The sequence below is a fragment of the Nocardia sp. NBC_01009 genome, assembly GCF_045208035.1.
Classification (GTDB): domain Bacteria; phylum Actinomycetota; class Actinomycetes; order Mycobacteriales; family Mycobacteriaceae; genus Nocardia.
The window spans coordinates 5,605,513-5,629,421 of the sequence record NZ_CP108695.1; the positions used below are offsets into that span (position 1 = coordinate 5,605,513).

General features: G+C 65.2%; 23 protein-coding genes and 1 pseudogene. 11 read left to right on the forward strand and 13 right to left on the reverse strand.

The genetic code is table 11. The features are described from left to right. Window positions 1-39: 39 nt before the first annotated feature. Complete coding sequence (locus OHA42_RS25035) at window positions 40-1,326, reverse strand: NtaA/DmoA family FMN-dependent monooxygenase (protein WP_406230290.1); 1,287 nt, start codon at window positions 1,324-1,326, stop codon at window positions 40-42. Between the two features lie 683 nt (window positions 1,327-2,009). On the opposite strand from OHA42_RS25035, the gene OHA42_RS25040 reads away from it, so the two are divergent. From OHA42_RS25040 to OHA42_RS25055, 4 genes are all read left to right on the forward strand, one after another. Then, window positions 2,010-2,552 carry a hypothetical protein gene (locus tag OHA42_RS25040; protein ID WP_406230291.1) on the forward strand — a complete coding sequence of 181 codons (543 nt, stop codon included), beginning with the start codon at window positions 2,010-2,012 and terminating at the stop codon, window positions 2,550-2,552. Between the two features lie 61 nt (window positions 2,553-2,613). Continuing rightward, complete coding sequence (locus OHA42_RS25045; RefSeq protein WP_406230292.1) at window positions 2,614-3,291, forward strand: hypothetical protein; 678 nt, start codon at window positions 2,614-2,616, stop codon at window positions 3,289-3,291. Between the two features lie 204 nt (window positions 3,292-3,495). After that, window positions 3,496-4,251 carry a DUF6882 domain-containing protein gene (locus OHA42_RS25050; RefSeq protein WP_406230293.1) on the forward strand — a complete coding sequence of 252 codons (756 nt, stop codon included), beginning with the start codon at window positions 3,496-3,498 and terminating at the stop codon, window positions 4,249-4,251. 84 nt (window positions 4,252-4,335) lie between these two features. Next, on the forward strand, window positions 4,336-5,193 hold the full coding sequence (locus OHA42_RS25055) for a serine/threonine-protein kinase (RefSeq protein WP_406230294.1): 858 nt from the start codon (window positions 4,336-4,338) through the stop codon (window positions 5,191-5,193). 203 nt (window positions 5,194-5,396) lie between these two features. Here OHA42_RS25055 and OHA42_RS25060 read toward each other — a convergent pair whose 3' ends face one another. The 3 genes from OHA42_RS25060 to OHA42_RS25070 form a co-directional block, all read right to left on the reverse strand. Continuing rightward, entirely contained in the window at window positions 5,397-6,584 is a 1,188-nt protein-coding gene (locus OHA42_RS25060; protein ID WP_406230295.1) for a hypothetical protein, read from the reverse strand. 129 nt (window positions 6,585-6,713) lie between these two features. Continuing rightward, window positions 6,714-7,055, reverse strand: coding sequence for a hypothetical protein (locus OHA42_RS25065; RefSeq protein WP_406230296.1), 342 nt, complete (start codon window positions 7,053-7,055; stop codon window positions 6,714-6,716). Between the two features lie 10 nt (window positions 7,056-7,065). Further along, complete coding sequence (locus tag OHA42_RS25070) at window positions 7,066-7,326, reverse strand: hypothetical protein (RefSeq protein ID WP_406230297.1); 261 nt, start codon at window positions 7,324-7,326, stop codon at window positions 7,066-7,068. A gap of 89 nt (window positions 7,327-7,415) precedes the next feature. On the opposite strand from OHA42_RS25070, the gene OHA42_RS25075 reads away from it, so the two are divergent. From OHA42_RS25075 to OHA42_RS25090, 4 genes are all read left to right on the forward strand, one after another. After that, window positions 7,416-7,985 (forward strand): flavoprotein, encoded by a 570-nt coding sequence (locus tag OHA42_RS25075; RefSeq protein ID WP_406230298.1) that lies wholly within the window; start codon window positions 7,416-7,418, stop codon window positions 7,983-7,985. A 12-nt stretch (window positions 7,986-7,997) separates the two neighbouring features. Further along, a complete protein-coding gene (locus tag OHA42_RS25080) occupies window positions 7,998-8,549 on the forward strand; it encodes a flavoprotein (RefSeq protein ID WP_406230299.1) in 552 nt (183 codons plus the stop codon). A gap of 283 nt (window positions 8,550-8,832) precedes the next feature. Beyond that, window positions 8,833-9,765, forward strand: a complete 933-nt coding sequence (locus OHA42_RS25085) for a family 2A encapsulin nanocompartment shell protein (protein WP_406230300.1) — start codon at window positions 8,833-8,835, stop codon at window positions 9,763-9,765. Beyond that, window positions 9,737-11,665, forward strand: a complete 1,929-nt coding sequence (locus OHA42_RS25090; protein WP_406230301.1) for a family 2A encapsulin nanocompartment cargo protein cysteine desulfurase — start codon at window positions 9,737-9,739, stop codon at window positions 11,663-11,665. The genes OHA42_RS25085 and OHA42_RS25090 overlap by 29 nt, the downstream gene beginning before the upstream one ends. A gap of 317 nt (window positions 11,666-11,982) precedes the next feature. Here the strand turns inward: OHA42_RS25090 and OHA42_RS25095 are convergent, their stop codons facing one another. From OHA42_RS25095 to OHA42_RS25120, 6 genes are all read right to left on the reverse strand, one after another. Next, entirely contained in the window at window positions 11,983-13,251 is a 1,269-nt protein-coding gene (locus tag OHA42_RS25095; protein ID WP_406230302.1) for a serine hydrolase domain-containing protein, read from the reverse strand. A 514-nt stretch (window positions 13,252-13,765) separates the two neighbouring features. After that, a complete protein-coding gene (locus OHA42_RS25100) occupies window positions 13,766-13,954 on the reverse strand; it encodes a hypothetical protein (protein WP_406230303.1) in 189 nt (62 codons plus the stop codon). A gap of 65 nt (window positions 13,955-14,019) precedes the next feature. Continuing rightward, a complete protein-coding gene (locus OHA42_RS25105; protein ID WP_406230304.1) occupies window positions 14,020-14,781 on the reverse strand; it encodes an ABC transporter permease in 762 nt (253 codons plus the stop codon). Next, complete coding sequence (locus OHA42_RS25110) at window positions 14,778-15,599, reverse strand: ABC transporter ATP-binding protein (protein WP_406230305.1); 822 nt, start codon at window positions 15,597-15,599, stop codon at window positions 14,778-14,780. The genes OHA42_RS25105 and OHA42_RS25110 overlap by 4 nt, the downstream gene beginning before the upstream one ends. 9 nt (window positions 15,600-15,608) lie before the next feature. Continuing rightward, window positions 15,609-15,953 (reverse strand): DUF1048 domain-containing protein, encoded by a 345-nt coding sequence (locus OHA42_RS25115; RefSeq protein ID WP_406230306.1) that lies wholly within the window; start codon window positions 15,951-15,953, stop codon window positions 15,609-15,611. A 2-nt stretch (window positions 15,954-15,955) separates the two neighbouring features. Next, a complete protein-coding gene (locus OHA42_RS25120; protein ID WP_406230307.1) occupies window positions 15,956-16,285 on the reverse strand; it encodes a PadR family transcriptional regulator in 330 nt (109 codons plus the stop codon). A 412-nt stretch (window positions 16,286-16,697) separates the two neighbouring features. Between OHA42_RS25120 and OHA42_RS25125 the strand changes: the two are divergent. The 3 genes and pseudogenes from OHA42_RS25125 to OHA42_RS25135 all read left to right on the forward strand — a co-directional run. Further along, a pseudogene (locus OHA42_RS25125) lies at window positions 16,698-16,940 on the forward strand (hypothetical protein); the annotation flags it as partial. A gap of 24 nt (window positions 16,941-16,964) precedes the next feature. After that, the gene (locus tag OHA42_RS25130) at window positions 16,965-18,710 is read left to right on the forward strand and encodes an amidohydrolase family protein (protein ID WP_406230308.1); all 1,746 of its coding nucleotides are present in this window, start codon (window positions 16,965-16,967) and stop codon (window positions 18,708-18,710) included. Further along, window positions 18,707-19,306, forward strand: a complete 600-nt coding sequence (locus OHA42_RS25135) for a TetR/AcrR family transcriptional regulator (RefSeq protein ID WP_406230309.1) — start codon at window positions 18,707-18,709, stop codon at window positions 19,304-19,306. The genes OHA42_RS25130 and OHA42_RS25135 overlap by 4 nt, the downstream gene beginning before the upstream one ends. Window positions 19,307-19,761: 455 nt before the next feature. Here the strand turns inward: OHA42_RS25135 and aztD are convergent, their stop codons facing one another. Genes aztD through aztB form a run of 3 tightly spaced genes read right to left on the reverse strand, consistent with a single transcriptional unit; the run spans window position 19,762 to window position 23,863 of the window. Beyond that, window positions 19,762-20,922 carry a zinc metallochaperone AztD gene (gene aztD / locus OHA42_RS25140; RefSeq protein ID WP_406230310.1) on the reverse strand — a complete coding sequence of 387 codons (1,161 nt, stop codon included), beginning with the start codon at window positions 20,920-20,922 and terminating at the stop codon, window positions 19,762-19,764. A 32-nt stretch (window positions 20,923-20,954) separates the two neighbouring features. After that, the gene (gene aztC, locus OHA42_RS25145) at window positions 20,955-21,869 is read right to left on the reverse strand and encodes a zinc ABC transporter substrate-binding protein AztC (protein ID WP_406230311.1); all 915 of its coding nucleotides are present in this window, start codon (window positions 21,867-21,869) and stop codon (window positions 20,955-20,957) included. Beyond that, the gene (aztB, locus tag OHA42_RS25150) at window positions 21,866-23,863 is read right to left on the reverse strand and encodes a zinc ABC transporter permease AztB (protein ID WP_406230312.1); all 1,998 of its coding nucleotides are present in this window, start codon (window positions 23,861-23,863) and stop codon (window positions 21,866-21,868) included. The genes aztC and aztB overlap by 4 nt, the downstream gene beginning before the upstream one ends. Between the last annotated feature and the right edge of the window lie 46 nt (window positions 23,864-23,909).

Below are 23,909 nucleotides of genomic sequence, written 5' to 3' on the forward strand. Positions count from 1 at the left end.
AGCTGCATCGTAATCTTCGCTCAGCCCCCGACCACTGTGTCACAGCGGCGGAAGTTCGAGATTCTCACGGAAAGTAGCGCCGAGATAGTCGTTCCCGACGATGCCTCGGCGGCGCAGTTCGGGGAGCAGTCCGTTGGTGAGGAAATCACGGGTCCGTGGGTCCGCGAGGCCGCCCAACGAGATGACGTCGAGCACTCCTGCCAGGTACCGCTCCTCGATCGCGTCGGCAAGCTGCTCCGGGGTGCCTGCCGCGGCCCAGTGTCCGGTGTCTTTCGAAGCAATGATCAACTCGCGCAGGGTTCGGCCCGAGGCCGCGAGCTTGGTGAAGATCTCGACGCGCCCACGTCGGCGATTCACCGAGGTCACCTCGGGCAGCAGGTGCCGTGGGATGGGTTTGTCCAAGGGGAGTTCCGAGAGGTCGATGCCGCCGCCGAACATGTCGGCCAAGCGGATTCGACCCGCGTCGAGATCGGTGGCTTCGGCGTCCTCACGGACCAATCGACGCACCTCATCTTCGGTCGCGCCGTAGGTGGCATGGAAAGAACTCATGATCAACGGCAATGCGTCGGCGCGGCCGAGTTCGGTCGCGCGGGCGCGCACCGTTTTCGTATAGGTGATCGCAGCTTCGAGCGTGGGCAGTGAGGTGAACACGACTTCGGCGAACCGGGCGCCGAGCTCGATGCCGCCCGCCGACTGACCCGCCTGGAATTGCACAGGCCGCCGCTGCGGCAGCGGCGGGATGTTGAGCGGCCCTTTCACCGTGAAGTACTGTCCCGTATGGTCGATCGGCCGCACGTGCGTCGCGTCGAGGACCACACCGCCGTGTCCGTCGGGGGTCAGCGCGCCGGCGTGCCAGCTGTCGAACAGCGCGTTGACCACCTCGAGGGATTCGGTTGCCCGCGCGTACCGCTCCTCCGGTGCCGGCAGGTCCTGGTCACCGTAGTTCTCTTCGCCGACCGACGACGTGACGACATTCCACGCCGCACGACCGTTGCTCACGTGATCGAGCGTTCCGAACAGTCGCGCCAGGTTGTAGGGGTGGTGGAAGGTGCTGGTCACGGTGGCGATCAGACCGACGTCCGTGGTCACCGAACTCAATGCGGACAGATAGATCAGCGGCTCCTGCGCGCCGATCGCGCCTTGCGCCCCGAAGCTGAGCAGATCGGCGGCGAACAGGGCATCGAACTTGTTGGCCTCCGCGATCTTCGCGATCTCGATCGAAGCCGCGACAGTCGACTGCCGTGGATCTATCGCGGCCGCATACACACTCGCGGCACCACTGACTCCGGTGACCGTCTTCAGCGTCCGGCGTCGGCCAGCACTCATCGTCATCTCATCCCGTCACGAAATCGACAGCGACTCCCGCGCTCTGTCCGTTGACGCGAACACGGCAGCCCGGTCGCCGGCACAATCCGGCGGCCGTCCGAGTCCAGCACTCGTCGTGCCCTGCGGCGACGGTTCGGATCAGCCGAATTTATTTCGCCGTACGTAGAACACGGGTGACCGGATCTCCGAATGGGTACAAACCCATTACGACCCAACGTAAGTCGGCACCGCGACAGTCCACGACCGGCACCGGGCCGACCGGCCTGTTCAGGGTGTCCGCACCCAAACGGCGCGAGGCGGACATACGCTCGGTGGCCATGTTGCGATCCGACTGTGAGCGGATCAGTGGCATAGCCCACACCTGGCTCTCGTAACCCGGCCCCCAGTCTTCGCGCAAGATATGCCACCACTACCGGAATTGCCTGGTAGACACACCATTCCAGCCCTGACCGTGTGGAGCCACGGATACCCCTGCGGCGGACAGCGTTTCGCATCGACTTACGCGATCACACCACCATCGGAACTTTCTCGTTGATGCGGCCGACCCATACAACGCACTTCGAACCCTGACCGAAAGTGCACTGGTCGAACCAAACCCAGTACCGATCGACGGCACCGCATGCCGTTGCAGATCTCTCGGTCGAACCGGACCGAGAAAGCCCGAGAACAAGAAACGAGAAACTGTGAACACTGTCTCCCGAGCAGCGGCGATTGCCGTATTGGCAATCGCCGCGACGGGCGTCACTGCCGGCATGGCAGCGGCCGCACCCGCCGAGTCTCCCGCACCGGTGGCAGCGCCCTCCTTCGGCAACGAGAACACCGATGTCCTTGCCGCCGTGCACGGTACGGAGCACGGCACGCCGAATACCAGCGGTGTGGATCGGAATGCGGAAATCGACAAGGCGGTCGAGACGGTCACCGAGGCGTTCAACCACGCCAGCGCGGATGGCCGCATGGTCGGCACGGTCGCGGGCGTCGTCGTCGGCTGCCCGCTCGGCGCGGTAACCGGCGGCACCCTGACCGTGCTCACCACGGCCGGCGTGCTGACGCCGATCGGTGTGGTCGGCGGTTGCATCCTCGGCGGTCTCACCCTGGGCGGCCTCGGCGGCACCATCGGAGCCGCAATCACCGGTCTGCCCGCGCTCGCCACCACCGCGAACGAGCAGTACAACGCGCTGCATGCCAAAGGGTTCGTCGCCGCGCCGATCGATACCCCCGCTCCTTAGTCCTCGGCCGGCCGCCGACGGCGGCACGGCTTCCGCACCACAGCTGGAAACGAGCATTGTCATGAAATACCCCACTCGGGCAGCCACAGTCACCGCACTGACCGCCGTCGCCGTTGCGATCGCTGCGGGCACCGCCGTCGCCGATCCGGCGCAGGCACCCGACGCCGACACGGTCTCCGTCGAGGTCATGCCCGGTGTCGAATTCACCGGAGCGGCGTCGGACAATTCGTCCGTCCTCAACACGCCGATCGGGTCGGTCACGATGCGCGACGGTCAAGTCGCGGTGCAGGATGCAGCCCAGCGGCCGATCCTCGGCGCACCGTTGGACACCGCGGCAGGCAGTCCGGCCGAATCGGTGACAATACCGGCCGCGCCCATCGCGAGCGGTCAGGGCGACCTCCTCACCGACCTGAATCAGGCGTGGCACCAGGCAGGCCCGTACACCGGGCTCGCAGCCGGTATCGGCGGCACCGCAGGCGCTTTCGCGGGCATGGTCGTCGGCTGCCCGATCGGCGCGGTCACCCTCGGCAGCATGGCCACCGTCATGTCGGCGGCTGTACTGACCGTGCCTGCCATGATCGGCGGCTGCCTGGCAGGCGCCGGCACCACCGCCGCTTTCGGCGGCATGGTCGGTAGCGTCGCCGTCGGTGTGCCGGTGGGCATCGCCGTGGCCGTCGACAAGTACAACCAGATCCAGGCCAAGCGCACCAACGGAACCGACGCGCCGCCGCAGCTCTGACCACACTGACGACGCTGGTGCGGTCATCACCGGATGACCGCACCAGCGTGCGTATCCGGACCGCTGTCTCAGCACTGATCCTCCAGTCCCTGGCCGCATCGGTCACGCACCACTCGGTGTGACACATCGACGCGGCACTCGACCTGCCCCACCAACACCGATCAGCGCCGGAGACCGGGCCTCGCGTTGACTACGCTGTTGCGAGTGCCCGAATCTGTGCCACTGACGAGGCTCCTCGACGACGCGGGGCTGCTGTCGCTCGAGCACCGGCTCCACCTCGAAGATGTGCTCGGCGCACACGTGTGGCAAGCCGATCTCGAGGGACGCCGACTCGAATTCATCGGCGAGCAGCGGTCATTCGAATGCACCGACGTCCACCTGCTCGGCACCGCCGACGCCGAGACGTGGTTGTGGGGATGGGCTAATCCCTGGGGCTATCCGCCGTCACTGATCGAGGCGGCGACGACGGTGCGCGAGTTCGGCTTCCAGTACGGGGTCGCCGAATTGTGTGCGGCGGAAATGCCGATCGCCCTCGCGGGCGCGACACCGGAACCGCACCAGGTGGCCACACTCCTGGCGGACGCCGCGAAGATCGTCTGTGGGCGCTGGAGCTCCTACTGCGGCGTCACCGACGGCACCTATGTCGCGTTTCTCGTCGAACATCCGGCGTTCCTGCTGCCGCCACCCACCGCGTCCGGCCTCGCGCGCGTCATGGCACACGGCGTCCGCGCACTGCCGCTGACAGATCATCGACGCGCCGCACACAGCTACCTGACCCGACGCGGCCTGCGCACCGAATTCCTCGATGACTACGGATTGCTCGAATTCAGCGGCCACGGTGTCGAGGGTGACATCGAATTCGATGCTTCCGGCCATATCGCAAACCTCGATGTCCGAATGGTCACCGATCGAATCTCACTGCCATCCGGGTCGAACGCACAGTCGGCCCACACGCACTAGGTCCGCGTGCTCCGGGGTGGCGAACCGACCGCAACCTCGACCCACCGGCCGTGCAATTCCGGCAGTCCGTTCTAGGCTGTGACCGTGTCGCTTCAGCCAGGTGCCCAGTTCGCGGGCTATATCGTTCGCGCGCCGCTCGGTCGGGGCGGCAGCAGCGATGTGTATCTCGTCGACGATCCGGCGCGCTCGGGTCGGGCGGTGCTGAAGATTCTCGACCACCCGACGACCGACTTATCCAGTGCGCGAAAGCAATTTCGCCATGAGTTCGAGATCGCCAGCACGCTGCATCACTCCAATGTCGTGGAGATGCTCGAGTTCGGGGAGTTCCGGGATCAGCCGTGGATGACCTACACCTATCGCGAGGGCGAGCCCGGTTCCGGCCTGCTCCCGCGGCGGCACGAAGAGATCGATCTGGCACGAATGCTTCCGGCACTGGCCGGCATCGCTGCGGGATTGGACTATATCCATCAGCACAATGTGGTGCACCTCGACGTCAAACCCCACAACATGCTCATCGGCCCCCAGGGCACGGAGGCGGTGCTGACCGATTTCGGGATCGCGCACCGCCTCAGTGACGATTCGCCGCTCGCCGGACCCGATGGGCTGGTGCCCGTGTCACTTCCGTACGCGGCACCGGAAGTGCTACGCGGCAAGCCGGTCTCCCCCGCGACCGACCAATATTCGCTGGCATGTGCGGTGGTCGAGTTCTTCACCGGCCGCCCGCCCTTCCCGCTACCGACTCAGTTCGCGATCGCCGATGCGCATCTGTGGGCCATTCCCCCGGACGTGTCGTGGCGACGCCGGTGGATCCCGCACGCGGTCGACTCGATACTGAACAAAGCACTGGCGAAAGATCCGGACGCTCGGTACGACTCGTGCGCGGAACCGATCCGCCTGATCACTCGGGTATTGCGTGGCATGGAACCGCCGAAACACCGCTGACGAACGCAGTTCCCCCTAGTTCCGGCCGATGTCTCGGCGGTGACTGTCGCTGAGGCAGGGCCGGACCAACTGGAAGCCGCAGCAGCCCGACCCTGCCTACGTCATCCGAAGCGCCTGTAATTTCCACCGCGCCGTGCCCGGACCGTCAACTCCGAGCCGAATCGTGGCCTCAGCCGAATCCAACGGCCGGCGCTGTCGCCGCCTCATGCCCACGGCGGCCGATGGAAACCTGGCGAGGCCGCGGTGATACAGAGTGCGCCAACGCCCTGATCGGACACGGTGAACTCGTACCAATCAGGAGTACGGGCATGGCCGACGATTCCGGATTCGCCGTCGGTGGTGTGGACATTCCAGCCGCGCTTACGCCATTCCGCTATCACCATGTCGAGGTAAGCGGCACTCGCGTCCGCGGGCAAACCCGTGAGCCAGTAGCGCGCATCGAGGCGGTCGACCTGGTAGACGTTTCCGGCATCGTCGTCGAAGGGCAGGATCAGTTCGCCGTCCATGCCGTGCTGCGGACGTAGGCTCGGCGCGCCTGGCAGAGCGTCGAGCAGGTCGGCGAGGTAGTCACGAATCTGCTCGCGCGCGGTCGACTCGTCCAGCGAGCGATTCCACACGACCGCCCCGGCCACGGGTTCCAATATCGGGAGTAGGCCATCATGAGCAGTGGTCTCGGCCGATTGCGGGACCTTGTCCCGACTGAGCACGAACCCCTTGCTCATGAAGGTGTCGAAGGTCGAATCGAACGGCTGCGGGCTATCGATATTCCCGCCGAGCTCGAACCCGATCGTGCCCGCAGGCAGGTCCGGCGACACGCAATAGCGGATGCCGCTGATGGCATCGGCGACGAGCATCACGCGGTTCGGCGGGATCTCGACGTCCGCATCCCAGTTGTGGACCACCGCGTGGCCGACGCCGAGATCGGCGTAGGTAATCATGTCGCGTGGACGCAGCGGGCCGAACGATTCGCCCTCCGGGGCCGTGAATCCAGCGTGGACGGTGCGCACAAATGCGCGCAGCGGCTCCGGCAGACAGTCGAAGAACGGCGGCTCGTCTGCGCCGAATGTGCTCGGATCCCAACCGATCCGGATAGCCGGTGGCTGGTATTCCCCGCGCAGAATGTAGAGCAGTACCCAATCACCGCGCAGCAGGGCTACCCGAACGTCGACGAGGAACTCGTCCAGCACCGCGGCAAACCGCGGCAGCACGTTGAGAAAGTCCAGATTCCATAGCGCGAGTGCGAGTTCCCGGCGATCCTGCGGCCACGTGGCCCGGGCGATCGCCTGCCACCGAGCAGGCACATGCGCGGCGGCAGGCGATCCGGGCTCGACGAGATCGGCGACCGCTGGTCGTAGTGCATCGATGATCTCGGCGAGGCCGATCTCCTCCATACGAATTCCATCCTTGGGTGCGTGAGGCAGAACCCAGCAGCGTACTTCGACGTTCGCCCACGTCCGCCTCCACAGCTGGGAACTCCGCTCGTGCACTCAGCGCAGCGTGTCGGTCTGTTCAGGCAGTAGTTATCGGTTCCGAATCGAGCGCGGTAGGGTCCCGTCCGGTGTCACCAGATCGCAGGCCAGCGCGATCGCTCGTGCATGTCCTCCGAAGTGGCCGAAATGAGGTGTCAGGATGGCGATTGCCCCTGCCTTGCAAGCTGTTTGGACCACCAGCGTCGTCGGCATGTAGGTGTCCGATCGGATCGTGAGGATTCCGACGAACTCATAGCCCCGCTGATGAGCCAAGGTGCCGATCACCTGCTCGTCCCGATGCCGGTTCGGGCCGGTGATATCGAGCTGCAACAGGCCGATTGCCCTGGGTTGCATAAGATTTCCCCTGATCGCTGTTGGTTGGCGCAGGCTCATCCGCCTGCGGTCAGTCGTCGTTCAATACCCGTTCCAGGCGTCGGTCCGGCATAACCGCGCCCGCGAGGACCAGCACGAGGAACGCCGACCGCTTCCGGCCGCACTCGTCGATACGACACTCGCTGTGCTCCTGCGCGGCATCATGCGCCTCAGACACCGTGAACGGGACCGTTGGCGGTTCGTGCTCGAGCCGAAACTGGATGCCGGACACCGTGATCGAGTCCCGCTCTTTCGGATGCTGCTCATCGCCGAGCGGAAGCAGCCACACCATCGCCACGATTCCGCCGCTACAAGCAAAAACGTGTCGGAGTCGTTCCGACCTGACCCGCGTGACTACACGGAGCTGACACGATGGTGGCTATGAATGATCAGGGAAGCCCCGTGCTGTATGCCATCGTGACCGGTGCGACCCCAGCCGGCGGCGTCGGTGAGCTTGTCGCCCAGGCTCAGTTCGACGGTTGGGACGTATGCGTGATCGCCTCCCCGAACGGCAGTCGGTTCATCGACGCCACTGCGCTGGCCGCCAAAACCGGGCACCCGGTGCGTAGTCAGTACAAGGAGCCCGGCGCACCGGACGCCCTGCCGCCAGCCGATGCCATGATTGTCGCGCCCATTACGTCGAACTCGATGGCGAAGTGGGCGGCGGGGATCTCCGACACCCTCCCGTTGGGGATGCTGGTGGAAGCTGTGGGGCAAGGACTTCCGGTAGTCGCGGTGCCTTTCGCAAAGCAGGAGTTGCTTCGCTTCCCCGCCATACAGGAAGCCATGCGCAAGCTGTCCGATTGGGGTGTGGTGTTGGTCGGCGACGACGGTCACGAACAAGGCACAGAAGAACTCTCCCCCGACGATGTCCCATGGCTCGCAGCTTGGCAAGCACTGATTGCGCATCCGCGGCACAGGTCTTCTGGCGGCAAATCACTGACCAGCTGACACGATGGACAGATGAACAGTCAGGGAAACCTCGTGCTGTACGCCATCATCGCGGGGTCTCCCGCCGCTACCGACGTAGGAACCCTTGTCGATCTGGCCCAAGCTGACGGTTGGGACGTGTGCGTGATCGCATCACCGGACGGCTATCGGTTCATCGACGCGGATACCCTGGCCGCGAAGACCGGGCATACCGTACGCAGCCACTACAAGGAGCCGGGCGCGCCCGACGTGCTACCGCCTGCCGATGCGATGATTGCGGCACCGATCACCGGCAATTCGCTGGCGAAATGGGCGGCAGGAATCTCCGATACCCTCGCGCTCGGTCTGCTCGTCGAAGCGGTCGGGAAGGGGCTGCCGGTGGTGGCCGTGCCGTTCTCAAATCAGGCCCACCTCGGGTTCCCTGCAATCCAGGAAGCCATCACGAAACTGTCCGGATGGGGCGTCACGATTGTGGCCAAGGAACCCCACGAACCGGGCGCTGGCGGAAGTCAAATCCCGCTGTTCCCATGGAAAGACACCTGGCAAGCCCTCGTGGAGCACCCGAACCGCTCCACTACGAGCTGACCAGAGGTAGGTACGGTCGTCCTCCGGACCCGATATTCGCCACACCATCGAGCAGGCATTGCAAAACCCGAACTCCACATGCTTTCAGGTTCGGACACGTCGAATGCCTCGGTGCCGAAACGGGCGATCATCGACATTCTCTGGATGCGAGTGGCATCGGTAGCCATACCCGCCCGACTCGGGACACGACCGCCTCAACTCGCGCCATCGAGGGAATTCGTGCAACCCAGCGCTAGCATGGGCGAGCTGGTAACGGTCGATTTGCCGATCCCGAGGTGGTTCGATGACAAGTACTGTTCCACAACCTGTGGCGCTGGGTGATGATGCCGCCCGGACCCTTGCGAACGCGACCAAAACCGTCCCGCAGATGGAGTCGATCACCCCGCGGTGGCTGGTTCATCTGCTCAATTGGATCCCGGTCGAGGCCGGTATCTACCGGCGCAACCGGGTAACGCATGAGCAGACCGTCGATATTCAGTGCGACAATTTCGACGAGTCCCCGCTGCCGGAAACCTTCATCGACTACGAGAAGCAACCGCGCGAATACCGACTGAAGGCAGTGCACACGATCCTCGACGTGCACACCCGCGTCTCGGACCTGTACTCGAGCCCGCACGATCAGATAGCCCAGCAGTTGCGCTTGACAATCGAAGCGATCAAAGAGCATCAAGAGGGCGAGCTGATCAACAGTCCCGACTACGGGCTGATCGCGAATGCCGCCAAGAAACAGCGGATCCCGACGATCGCCGGACCCCCCACCCCCGATGACCTCGACAATCTGATCGCGCGCGCGTGGAAGGAACCCGGCTTCTTCCTGACGCACCCAGAAGGGATCGCGGCATTCGGGCGAGAATGCACCCGGCGCGGTGTGCCGCCACCGACGGTAAGCATGTTCGGTTCGCAGTTCCTGACCTGGCGTGGGATTCCGATCGTCCCGTCGGACAAGGTGGCGGTCGAGCGCGGCAAGACGAAATTCCTGCTGATCCGGACCGGTGAGACCCGTCAGGGCGTGGTCGGGCTGTACCAGCCGGGACTGGCAGGCGAACAGGGACCGGGGCTTTCGGTGAAGTTCATGGGTGTCGATCGCAGTGCGATCGCGTCGTATCTGGTGTCGCTGTATTGCTCGCTGGCGATCCTCACCGACGATGCCGTCGCAGTGCTAGAGGGAGCCGAGGTGGACAAGTTCCATGACTACGCCCCGTCCTACCGGAGCTGAGCCGCCGGTTCCGCCGTATTCGGCGGATACCGTTGCGGCACCGGCGAGTTCATTGCTGCCGGACGAAGCCACGTTGAACCGTCTCGCCGCGGAGTTCTTCTCGGCGCTGCCTTCGGCGGCGCGTGGGATCGAGTTTCCCGGCATCACGTCGCCAGACATTGCCACACCCGATTTCGCGTCGCCGGGTATCGCGACGCTCGGTGTCGCGGCGCCAGGAATCACGCCGTCGAGCGCCTCCGTTCCGGCCGCACCACCTGCGGCCGGGCGCTCGGCAGCCGGTCCAGCCGCAGGTGGTACCTCGGCAGCGAGTCCGTGGATGGCCAGTCCGTCGGTAGCCGATCGGCAGGCATCGGGGCCACCCAGCTCGCCCGCACAGGGCGTCCCGCCCGGAGGACCCACCCCGGATCCGACGGTGCCTTCCTGGCAGACGGAGGTGCCCGCCAACCCGGCGGGCCAACCGCCGACCTCGGCACTGACCGGTGCAGATGTGTACACCGACCAGTTCCTCCCCGACTTGCCCACGCTGAGCAATTCCCCCAGGCTGCCACTGTCGACCGGTCCCGCACTGTCGGCCGAACCGAGCTTCTATTTCCTCGATCGGCCAGAAATCGCTGCACCACAGGCCAATTCGCAGTTCTACTTCCTCAACGAAGGTCGCAGGGCATCGCCCGACCGGCACCCGCCCTTCGACGTGTACGCGGTGCGCAACGACTTTCCGATTCTGCGTGAACGGGTGAACGGACAGCCGCTCGTCTGGTTCGACAATGCCGCCACCACGCAGAAACCACGATCGGTCATCGAGCGACTCACGTACTTCTACGAGCACGAGAACTCGAACATCCATCGCGCCGCGCACGAACTGGCCGCCCGCGCGACCGACGCATACGAGCAGGCCCGCGACATCGTGGCCCGGTTTCTCGGCGCATCCTCCGCAGAGGAGATCATCTTTGTCCGCGGCGCCACCGAGGGCATCAATCTCGTCGCACAAACATGGGGCCGCAAGAACATTCGAGAGGGCGACGAGATCGTCATCTCACACCTCGAGCACCACGCGAATATCGTGCCCTGGCAGATGCTTGCCGGCGAGACCGGCGCGGTGCTGAAGGTCATCCCGGTCGACGACAGCGGGCAGCTGCTGCTGGACGAGTACACAAGACTGCTGTCCGATCGCACGAAACTTGTCTCGGTAGCGCATGTTTCGAATGCGCTCGGCACGATCACACCGGTCCACGAGATCGTCGCGGCCGCGCACCGAGCCGGTGCCGTCACGCTCGTCGACGGAGCGCAATCGGTACCGCACACCAGGATCGATGTGCAATCGATCGGCGCCGACTTCTTCGTGTTCTCCGGCCACAAGCTCTTCGGCCCCACCGGTATCGGCGTGGTGTACGGCACTTCTTCGGTGCTACAGGATGTTCCGCCATGGCAGGGCGGCGGCAACATGATCAGCGACGTCACCCTGGAGCGTTCCCTCTTTCAACCGCCCCCCGGCCGATTCGAGGCAGGCACCGGAAACATCGCCGACGCGGTCGGGCTCGGCACAGCCATCGAGTATGTCGAAGGCATCGGCATCGACAATATCGCCCGGTACGAACACGATCTTCTCGCCTATGCGACGCCCCGCGTCGCCGCGGTGCCGGGCGTCCATCTGGTCGGGACCGCCGCCGAAAAGGCCAGTGTGCTGGCGTTCGTCATGGACGGATACCAACCACTCGAGGTCGGAAAAGCATTGAACGAGAAGGGCATCGCGGTGCGCACCGGGCATCATTGCGCTCAGCCCATACATCGGCGCTTCGGACTGGAAGCGACCGTCCGTCCCTCGTTCACGTTCTACAACACCCGTGAGGAAGTCGACTGCATGGTGGCCGTCCTCGCACAGCTGGCCCGCGCACGTCGCTGAAACTGCCGCGGACGCTCCGCGGCACCACGCTGGTCGATGACTATTGGGCTGGTTCCCGCAAAACGCGGGACGGGAGTGCCCGTTGCCGACGATGCTTGTCGGCAACGGTGTCCCACCGCTCGGTTCCATCGCCAAACGCACCGAGTTCTTTCTACTACGCATAACGTGGCCCGGCGTGGGTCGCCTGCCGTCGGCTACGCCACGGCACGCTTAGCGCCCAAGGGGCGTATGCGACTGCTCGCCGAGCGCGTCGAGCAGATCACCGCTGTGCCGGCTCCTGCAGCGCCTCCTGGAGTTCCCTAGGGCGAGGGCTGCCGTCATCCGAGGCAGGATCGGACGGCCTGGGCCAGGTTCGACGCCCGCGGGTCGTCGGGGCGGAGGTTCCAGAGGTTGGTGACGTAGCCGAAGCCGACACCGGCGTCGGGGTCTGCGAAGCCGATCGATCCGCCGGAGCCCGGGTGGCCGAACGACCCCGGTCCGAGCATCGGCAGCGGCGGGCAGGCTCGCCAGAACCCGAGCGACATGTTGAAGGAGCGGTCGGCCGGGATGTTCAGCTGCGGTGGCAACCCGTGCATCCGCGTCTTGTCGGTCTGGACAGCTGTCGCCCTCTCGACAGTCGACGGATCGAGCAGCCGCACGCCGTCGACATCGCTCACCGTGGCGGCATACATCCGTGCCAGCGAACGCGCGTCCGCGACCCCGTTCGCGGCCGGGAACTCTGCCGCGCGCCAGGCACGCGTGGTGTAGTACGCGGTCGTGGGTTCGGCCATGTTGTCCAACGCACCGCCGAGTGACCCGGCGCGCATTTGGACCGAGTCCGGACCCCACCCGGCGTTCATCCACGCGGTGACTGTGTCCGCATCCAGCCCGGTCGTCGCGATCATCCCGGCGGTCAGCTCCTCCACGCTGAACGGAGCGGCGTACTCGATCCGGGCCACCCATCTCTCGTGCTGCTCGGGCAGCCCGATCCAGGCGCTCAGTCCGAGCGGAGCAGCCACCTCGTCGGCGAAGAAGGTGCCGAGCGACTTACCGGAAATCCGACGCACGACCTCCCCGACCAGAAACCCGAATGTGACGCCGTGGTAGAGATGCTCGGTGCCCGGCTGCCACAGCGGCGGCTGCGCCTCGAGTGCCCGGATGACCGGGTCCCAGGCGCACGCCTGCTCGAAGGTCAGCGGTCCGTCGACGATCGGCAGACCGGCCTGGTGGGAAAGCAACCAGCGCACCGGAATCCGGTCCTTGCCGGTAGCGCCGAACTCCGGCCAATACTTGACCACCGGGGCGTCCAGATCCAGCTCACCGCGCTGCGCCAGCAGATGGGCGCAGATCGCGGCAAAGCCTTTCGTCGTGGATGCGACCCGGACGATGGTGTTTTCGCCCCACGGCCGGTTCGCCTCGCGACCGGCGAGGCCGTCGGCCTCGCGACCGGCGACACCGTCCCACAGGTCGACGACGCGGCGGCCACCCACGTAGACGCAGCACGCCGCGCCCAACTCGCCGGAATTTCCCTCGAAGTTCGCGTGGAACGCGTCGGCGACCTTTCCCCAGCCGTCCTCGACACCGTTCTCATTTGTCGTGCCTACCATTGCTGTAATCCATTCTGGAGATCTGAAACTCAGGGACCCGAGACTTCTGTGATGACGTGCGTTCGGGTCGACCGGCAAGCCCCGGTCACTGGATGGGGGCTGCCGGGGGTGGTTTACGAGAAGCACTTGCCGCCGGCGTCATAGGCGGAAGGCCGTCACTTCCAATGCCGTCCGTGCGGTCGTGTCGCTCCGGCCCCGAACCTGGTGGCGCCCTTGCGGTTGGGGCACGGCCCACGCGGACCTTGTCTCACGCCGGCCGAATCCAGAGTTCTCAGATGCGCTCTGGCACTCTCGTTTCAGCGGAACCTTCCACATCGGTTGGAGTGTGGTCCGGGGATATCGATTGCCGTCCAGCTCGTTATGTAGCAACATTCAGAATATAAGTAGACGTATACGTATATGCCCGGCAAGACGTGTGCAGTTGTCAGGAGGCCGCCCCCGCCGAACGGAGGTCGAAGTTGATCGGCCGGCCGGGTAGTCCGTGAGCATCTTCCCGCCGGTCCGGCGGTACAAGCTATCGGTACAGATCGACGGGTAGTCGCGCCGAGCGGGCGGAGCGTGTGAGCGTCTGCGACACAACAGCTTTCGAGCAGAAGATGATCGGCATGATCGTGGTCGTGACGATGGCGTCCACGTTGCAGGTGATGTGGCGCAGGGATCGTTCCAGCAGGAAGGCGGTATCGCCGAAGAAGTGCTTGGTCATCGGTATTCCTTATTTGTCCATGTCGACCTCCGCGCTCACGATGCCGTTCTCGACGGCGAGTGCTGTTAGGAGATTTTGCGGCGGTAGGTGACCATGGCGAAGGTGTAGGCGAGGACGAGGATGCCGACACACCAGCCCAGCGCGATCCAGATATCGGTGCCGACCGGCTCCTGCGCGAACAGGTCGCGGATGGCGTTGACGATGGCGGTCGTCGGCTGGTGTTCGGCAAAGGCACGCACCGGGCCGGGCATGGTGTCAGTGGGCACGAATGCCGAACTGATGAACGGCAGAAAGATCAGCGGGTAGGAGAATCCGCTCGCACCGTCCGGGGACTTCGCGGTCAGTCCGGGGATGACGGCCAGCCATGTCAACGCCAGGGTGACCAGGGCCAGGATGCCGGCGACCGCGAGCCACGCCAGCACTCCCGCGCCGGAGCGGAAGCCCATGAGCAGGGCGACGAGCACGACGACCACCAGCGAGATCAGGTTGGCGACCAACGAGGTCAACACGTGCGCCCACAGGATGGACGATCGCGCGATCGGCATGGACTGGAATCGCTCGACGATGCCGTTCTTCATATCCAGGAAGAGCCGGAATGCGGTGTAGGCGATGCCCGAAGCAATGGTGATGAGCAGAATTCCGGGCAGCAGGTAGGTCACATACGAATCCGTCCCTGTGTCGATCGCTCCGCCGAATATGTAGACGAACAGCAGCATCATGGCGATCGGTGTGATCGCGGTCGTGATGATGGTGTCCGGGCTGCGCATGATGTGGCGCAGGGACCGTCCCAACAGGTAGCCGGTGTCGCCGAAGAATTGCGTGGTCATCGTTGTCCCTTACTCGTCGATGCCGGGGCTGCGGCATTGCCGGTGTCGCCGTCATTGCCTTCGTCACCGACGAGGGCGAGGAAGACCTCCTCGAGGGTCGGCTGCTTCTCGACGTATTCGACCTTGGTCGGTGGGTGCAGTTGCTTGAGTTCGGCGAGGGTGCCGTTCACGATGATTCGGCCCTTGTGCAGGATCGCGATCCGGTCGGCGAGTTGTTCGGCTTCGTCCAGATACTGCGTTGTGAGCAGCACCGTGGTGCCGTGCTCGGCGAGTGCCTTGACGGCCTTCCACACCTCGATGCGCGCCTGGGGGTCGAGCCCGGTCGTCGGCTCGTCGAGGAAGATGACCGGCGGGTTCCCGATGAGGCTCATGGCGATGTCGAGGCGGCGGCGCATGCCGCCCGAGTACGTCGAGACCTTCCGCGTGGCCGCGTCGGTCAGTGAGAAACGTTCGAGCAGGTCATCGGCGATCGTGCCCGGGTCCTCGACGCGCCGCAAGTGGGCGACCAGCACGAGATTCTCCCGCCCGCTGAGGATTTCGTCGACGGCGGCGAACTGTCCGGTGAGGCTGAAGGACTCCCGCACGTTCGCCGGGTGCGTGGCGACGTCGAAGCCATTCACCGTCGCCGTCCCGGCGTCGGCTTTCAGCAGCGTGGACAGGATCTTCACGACGGTGGTTTTGCCTGCGCCGTTCGAGCCGAGCAGGGCAAAGATACTGCCCCGCGCCACGTCGAAGTCCACGCCGCGCAGCACATGCAGGTCCTTGTAGGACTTCTCCAGGCCCTGCACATGGATCGCCGGAGCATGCTGTGTCGTCATCGAACGGCCCTACCTTCCCTCTCCGGCGGCGCGCTCGATGGCGCTGTTCAGCCGCTCCCGCTCGCGGTTTTTCCACGAGTCCTCCTGGTAGTTCCGCGCGAACGCCTCGATGAACTCGACAGGGTCCTCCCCGACGACCTCGCGGATCGGGGTTCGGTCCGCCGCGCTCTGCTCGAACAGATCGATGAGGTCCTCGAAAATCGCACTGCCGCCCCCAGGCCCGAGGACCATCAGGTACCGCTCGAAAGCATCGACCGCCGTGCGATAGCTCTCGGGAAGCTGCTGTTTGCGCGCCTTGTACTGCCGCCACCGCTTCTTGTCGCCGAGGTCGCCGATCACCTTTTCGATGAACATGATTATTTGTCTCCTTCGTGGAGCTGTTCGAGCCGTTGCGAGAGGAAGCTCCAGGTCCTCCAGAACTCGTCGAGATATTCCCGTCCCTGGGCGTTGAGGGAATACACCTTGCGCGGCGGCCCCTTCTCCGACGGGACCTTCTCCACGTCGACCAGTTCCCTTTTCTCGATCCTGACGAGCAGGGCGTAGATGGTGCCTTCGGCGATGTCGGAGAAGCCCTGCTCCCGCAGCCATGCCGTGATCTCGTAGCCGTACGCGGACCGCACGGACAAAATCGCCAGGACGATGCCCTCCAGGGTGCCTTTGAGCATCTCCGTTATCTGCTTGCCCACGGATCACCTCCTCTTGCTACTCAGTGCTACTGACTACTAGTAGATAGTAACACTGAGTAGCTGCGCCGCAAGCCCTCGCCCGGCACTGGGGTCTACTTCGAATTGGTCGAGGAAGTGCTGCTGTTCGTCATGCCGCAACTATCAGCGCCTGGCCTGACACCACCCTGACACCGCCCTGACACGGCCACGGACGCGGTGTTCCACGTGGCCGCCAGGCCCCGCCTGGGCGCTGCACGGGCTGGTGCCGAGCGGCAGAGAAACGATCTGGTAGCCGGTCAGGTGCGAGTCGTCACCTGAGTGCCACTGGCCGACCTGCGGATTCGTCACTACATCCCGATGACGAGTCTCACACGAGGGGAGGGCGACGCCGACTCGGGAAACTATCTGCCGTAGTGCGAGAGGTGATCGAAACGCCGTGGGCGCTCTCGAGTCGGTGCTCACCGCGCTCAGCATCCGGGACGGGATCGTTCCGCCGACGCTGAACCTGGAGAACCAGGATCCGGAGATCGATCTGGATGTGGTTCACGGCGAGGCTCGCCGCCAGGGGATCGAATACGCGATCAACAACTCGTTCGGTTTCGGTGGGCACAATGTCGCGCTCGCCTTCGGTCGGTATCGATTCGCCCAGGCGCGCCGCACGACCATTGACATTTAGCAACCGATCGGTTGCTATGTACATGTGAGCTACGACACGATCATCAAAGGCGGGCGCTGGTTCGACGGCGCGGGCTCGACATCGGCCGTCCGCCATCTCGGGATCCGCGACGGGTGGGTCGCAGCCGTGTCGGCGGAACCGCTCGACGAGGACGGCTGCGCCGAGGTCGTCGATGCCGCAGGCAAATGGGTGCTGCCCGGCATGATCGACATCCATACGCACTACGACATCGAGGTCTTGCAGACGCCGTCGCTGAGCGAATCCGTGCGCCATGGCATCACCACGGTCTTCCTCGGTTCCTGCTCGCTGTCGACCGTGCACGTCGGAGCCACCGATGCCGGAGATTTGTTCGGCCGCGTCGAGGCGATCCCCCGCCGCCATGTGATCGGCACCGTCGGCGAAACCAAGACGTGGAGCTCCGCGCGCGAGTACGTCGCGGCGCTCGAGACGCTGCCGTTGGGGCCCAATGTCGCTGCGTTCCTCGGTCACTCCGATGTGCGCGCCGCGGAGATGGGGCTCGAGCGCGCCACTCGAAAGAATGTCCGGCCCACGGCGGCCGAGCTCGCCTCGATGGAGGCCAAGCTGACCGAGGCGCTGGACGCGGGCTTCGTCGGAATGTCTGCGCAGCAGCTGCTTTTCGACAAGCTCGACGGCGAGACCTGCCGCTCACGCACCCTGCCCTCCACCTACGCCAAGGCCAGGGAACGCCGGCGGCTCAATGCGATCCTGCGCCGCCGCCGTCGCGTCTTGCAGGCCGGGCCCGACATCACCTCTCCGCGCAGCGTCGGCGCGATGACACTCAGCAGTCTGGGCATCTTCCGCAAACCGTTGAAGACCAGCCTGTTGTCCGCGGCCGACATCAAAGCAAGCCCGTTCCTCATCCACATCTTGGGTCCGATCGCGCGCCTGCTCAACCGCTTCGGCGGTAACTTCCGGTGGCAGCACCTGCCGGTGCCGTTCGAGGTCTATGCCGACGGTATAGACCTGGTCATCTTCGAGGAGTTCGGCTCGGGCGCCGCCGCGCTGCACCTGTCCGATCAGGTCGAGCGGAACGCGCTGATGCGAGATGAGGCCTACCGCAGGCGGTTTCGCAAGGACTACGACGCCAAGTTCGGGCTGCGGGTCTGGCACCGGGACTTCTTCGATGCCGAGATCGTGGGCTGCCCGGACGACACGGTGATCGGCAAGACATTCGGTCAGGTCGGTCTCGATCGTGGCGGGCTGCATGCCGTCGACGCCTTCCTCGACCTGGTCGTCGAACACGGCACCAAGTTGCGCTGGCGCACAACGATTTCCAATCACCGCCCCGAGTACCTGGAGAAGCTCGGTAGTGATCCCGGCGTTCAGCTCGGGTTCTCCGATGCGGGCGCGCACCTGCGCAATATGGCGTTCTACAACTTCGGACTCCGCTTCCTGCGGCGGGTGCACCGAGCCGAGGCGGCCGGCCGGCCGTTCATGTCCCTGGAACGCGCGGTGCACCGGCTGACCGGGGAGCTCGCCGACTGGTACGGCCTCGACGCCGGACACCTGTGCACCGGCGACCGCGCCGACCTGGTGGTCGTCGACCCCGCACACCTCGACGAGTCGCTCGACGAGTACGCGGAAAGCCCTGTCGCCCAGTTCGATAACATGCCGCGCATGGTCAATCGCAACGACGACGCCGTCTCGGCCGTGTTCATCGGCGGCCGGTACGTCTTCGGGAACGGCACGGCCGCCCCCGTGCTCGGCACCCGTCGCACCGGAAAGTTCCTGCGATCCGGGCAACGGTGACGGCCCCACCGCGCCGCACCCAGGCCGAGCGGCGGGCGGCAACCATCGCCAAGCTCGTCGACGCCACCATCGAAGCCATTGCCGAAGTCGGTTACCACCGGGCGTCGCTCGGCGAGATCAGTCAGCGTTCCGGCGTGTCCAAGGGCGGTATCTTCCGGCATTTCGATTCACGGATCGACCTGGTCGTCGCCGCGGCGGAAGAGGTCGGGCACCAGCATATGGCGGCCTTCAACTCCCGGGCCGTGAGCCGGACGCCGAGGGACTTCGTGCAGGTCATGCGGGCCGCCCGTGCCCAGATCCGCGACCGGACGAACACCGTGTGGTTCGAACTGCTGGTCGCCGCCCGCACCGAACCCGAACTGCAAGCGCGACTCGCACCGGTCGCACACGCATTGATCGCGGACGTCGAGCGGGCCGCAGTCGAAACCCTCGGCCCCGAGATTCCACCGGAACTCGCACAGCTGCTGGCCACTTCGTTGATCCACATGTTCGACGGCGAGGCGATCTTCCGATCCACGTATCCACGCCCTGAACTCGAGGACGCTCGGATCGACTACGTCGCCGAGGCTTACCGGTTGCTGGCGAACCGGCCATAAGCCCCGTCGACGGCCGAAATCGGGATATACCGCGAACTCGTCGGCACCGATCAGCTCCTTCTGCCGACAACGGTGAAGCAGACAACGCCGGTACACAACCAACGGTGCTGTTCGCCGTCCTCGAGTTCATTCCAGAAATCGACAACCTCGGAGGCGGTTGCGGAGCCGTCGGCGACCATATCCCGCAACCGGTTTCCCAGGACGGCTCTGGTGAAGGCGAGATTGTTTCGAATAACTCGCGGCACACATCTCACCCCCGTCGAGCCCGGCTTCAACGAACAGACGATGCAGATTTCGGCCGATCTCACCATCATGACCGCGTCGCCTGGCCGGAGGTGATGATCTCTTCGGCTCGGTGTGGGGTCGGCATCACGCCGAGTCGAGGACTGCGGCGGGCCGCTCGGCTCGTCGGAAACCGCTCGATACCCGGTTCAGCTCGTGGCCGAGCGGTCGGCTCAGTCCACACTGACGCCGCTGAGTTCATTCGGGGCGGCGGCCAAGGTGATGGTCGCCGAGACGGTGCCCGTCGCAAGGTCGATGCGGTGCACCTTCTTGGTGGCCGGGTCGGAGACGTAGGCCATCCCACCGCGCGCGAACAGCGCCGGGCGGGCCTGCTGCCACTTCAATGGTTCCTGCCAGGCGTCGATGACCGGGATGGCGCGGGTGAGGGTGCCCGCTACGGGATCGATCACATGGATTCGACCGTCGGTGCCGAGGACCAGCGCTTCGCCCTGTGGGCCGCGGGCCAGCGATCGAAAGGTGTAGCTGGTGCCGAGATCGACCAGGCGGAGCGTGCCGGTGGCCGTGTCGATGAGTGAAACCTGCTGTGGTCGTTCTAGTTCGGCGTCCTTGTCCCGCTTGTAATCGCCGAGCACGATCGAGGAGACAGCGCTTCCTGCGGCGTTCCCGATGCGGCCGTAGGGGGTCGGGCTGGCCACCTTGGTGATGACGCCGTTGCGGTAGACGAGAACACCTGTCTGACAACCGATCACGACTGCCTCGCCTTTGGCGGCGGCTTCGCCGTGCACGCCGGGGCAGTCCTCGTTACGGGCGATCTCCCTGCGATCCTTGTCGAGTACCGCGATGCCGACGCGCTTGTCCTGGGTGCCCAACGTGATCACCATTTCACCGTTGGCCAGTTCGACAGCGACGCCGTGATGCGGTGCGGCGGCATGGTAGACGGGGGTCTCCGGCTTCTCGCCGCCGAGTTTCCCGGGGTCGAAGGAGGTGACTTCGCCGGAGCCGTCAGCGAACAGAACCGTGCGCCCCGCGTGCCGGACGACGTGGCCCGGCTCGGCAGCGGGGAAATCAGTGCCGGTGAACTCGGCGTCGACAGCGTCGAATACCCGGAAGCCATCCTTGGTCGACACCACCAGATGACGATCATCCCCCGCCGGATTCAATCGGTTGAACCCATCGAGTTTCGCCTCACCCGTCCGTGTGAGAGTCACCGCGTCCAGGACATAGATGCCGCCGTCATAGGTCACCGCGATCGGCTCGCCACCCGAGGCAGACGCTTTCTTCGAGTCGTCCGCGCCGCAGCCCCCGAGGACGACCACCGAAGCGATGAGCCCGGATATGGCCGCCGATTTCGTTGCTCGTGATCGACTATGCATGTACTACTCCAGTTCTCGTGCGGTATGCGCATTCACGGCGTGGTCAGCCCACGCGCGATCGCCTCGGTGTTGACGCGCATCATTTCCAGGTAGGTGCCGGCGCCCGCACCGGGCTCGGTGAGCGATTCGGTATGTAGCCCGATCACCTGCACGTGCAGGCCGGCCTGTTCGGCGAGGACGTGGGCGAGCCGGTCGGGTTGCGACGAGTCGATGAAGATTGCTGGGACATCGGCGGCTCGGATCGCGTAGGCAAGGTCTTTGAGGTCGGATGAGCTCGGCGACGCGAGGGTCGTCCCGCTGGGAATCACCGCGCCGACGACCCGGAAGTCGAAACGGTGTGCCAGATAACCGAATACGTGGTGATTGGTGACCAGTTGACGTCGCTCGACCGGAATCGTGGCGAACCGCTCGGTCATCCAACGGTCAAGCTGATCGACCTCGGCCAGGTAGCGATCGGTCCTGGTCCGGAGGGCTGTGGCATCGATGCCGCCGACATGCTCGATGATCTCGGCGCTGATCACCTCGACGGCCTTTCGCGTCCGCTTCGGATCGGTCCAGAAGTGGGGATCGGAACTGCCCGCGGATTCGTCGGAGGCGTAGCTGAGCGGGTCGAGGTGATCGGCAACAGCGACCGTTGGGACACCGGCGTTCTCGGCCGCCGCGACGTTGCGGGCAACCCCTTCCTCCAAACCGAGTCCGTTGTGCACAACCAGGCCGGCACGGTCGAGCAGTGCCGCCTGTTTGGCGGATATCGCGAAAGAGTGCGGGTCGGCGTCCGCCGGCATCAACACCGTGACTTCGGCGGCGTCGCCGACGATGGCACGAGTCAGATCACCGAGAATATTGGTGGTGACCACGATTCCGGCTCGCTCACCGCCACCTATTGTGCAGGCGACTACCGGCAGCAGCATCGCCAAGGCCGCAGCGATCCGCGTCGCGGTTCTCATTCGCCGGTCTCCACCATCAGTGTCGGGTCGATCCCGACGGTGAATGTGCGCGCCAGGCGCAGGTTGTCGTTGTAGGCGATCTCGTAGACCTTCCGTCGAGCCGCGTCGTTGACATAGGCGCGATTCGAATCGACCTGGATCACCGGCGGTGTGGCACCTTCGGCCAACGGCTCCAGCAGCGCAATTTGTGCTGTCTCCCTGCCACTTTCGGGATCAAGGCCGCGCAGCACACCGTCTCGCGTCAACACCAGCAGCGAGGATCCCTCCCCCGCCGTGTTCACGGCCCGCACCGGGCCGACCGACGCGAACGTCCACACCTTCTTGCGGACATCCAGCGTCCAGATCCCCTGCTCCCCTGCCTTGGCGGTAAGCGTCGCACTGCCAGGACGGTGGGTGAACTCCACCGCACGATCGGCGTCGACCACTTCTCGCGGGTAGCGAATCTTCGCGCTGGTGAACACTCCGTCTCGGTGGGACACCACCAAAGCGCCATCAGCACAACCGAAGACCACGCCGCGACGGGTCACCACCCGACCGCGCGGGTTGGCGCAGGGCTCGGCGATGGCAGTCACCGGCGCGCCGGCGCGGACGCGAACCTCGATTCGCCCACTCGGGACCGCGACCAGCAGATGTTCGGCGTAGGGCACCACACTGCCTTCGGCGATCCGGCCCTGTTCGGAGACCGTCCCGTTCTCCAGGGCAAGCCGGTCGAGCAGGAGCGTGGTGCCGCTCTCGAAGGACGCCGCGACCACGGCGCCGTCGCTGAGCACACCCGCCACCCGGCCGCCCACGATGGCGCCGATGCCGCGCGCCGTTGTGCGGTAATAGTGGACGTGATCGCCGTGATCGACCGTCCATCCACCGCTGTCCACGATCCGTGCCGAATCCGCGGCGCCGATAAACGCGAACCGACCGTCGCCCGCAATCCCACGCACGCCTTCGGCCCAACCTGCCTCGACGACCTGCTCGGTGATCAGGTCGAGCACCTCGATGGCGCCGGTTCGCTCATCGGCCAGGACCAGACGCGACTGCGCATCCGAAGTCTCCTCGGCTCCCGCCACGTAACCATGCGGCGTTACTGCCGGCTGCCGACTGTCGGCACCGACGCCACACCCCGCCAGTGGCACCGCCGCGACAGCACCTGCCGCCAAAGCGGCATAACGAACACCCCTGCCGCGCAGCCGATCACGCAGTCCAGCGGCGAGTGCCGAGAGAAAGAACAACCCCACGGCGACCGCCGCGATCGTTGCACCACCCGCGGTTCCGGCATGCCACGAAATGATCAGCCCGACAACGGTGGACAGCGCGCCGAGCATTGCCGCGACGAACATGACGGCCGGAATACGATCCGCCCAATATGTCGCGGCCGCGGGCGGGGCGATGAGCAGCCCGAAAACCAGCAGAGTGCCGACGATGTGGAACGACGCGACGATCGCCAGCGTCACCAGACCAACCAGCGCAACCTGCGCGAGTTGCGGGCGCAGACCGAGCGTGTGCGCCTTGCATGGGTCGAAAGCAAGCGCCACGAAACCGCGATGGCCGAGCACCGCGACCGTCACCGCGACGATCAGCGCGACAGCCAGATACCACAGGTCTCGCTCGCGCACGGCCAGCACGTCACCGATCAAGAACCCGGTGAGATCTACGGCGAACGACTGCGAGCGGGAGACAATGATCACCCCCAGGGCGAGCATGCCCACGAACAGCAGCCCGATCCCGGTGTCGGCGGAAAGCCGCCGGTTCCGTCCGAGTGCCGAAACGCCGAATGCCATTGCCGCACAACTGATCGCGGCACCGAGGAGCAGATTGCCGCCCAGCAGCGACGCCACGGCAACTCCGGGCAGCATGCGGTGCGCCATCGCGTCACCGAGAAAAGCCATGCCGCGCACTACAACCCAGGTCCCGGCCAGGGCGCAAACACAGGAGACGAGCAGGCCGCCCCACAACGCCCGTTGCACGAAAGCCACCTCGAACGGGGCGAATAGCCACTCCATGGTCGGCCACGATATGGTGAAAACGATTATCATTACAAACGAGGTG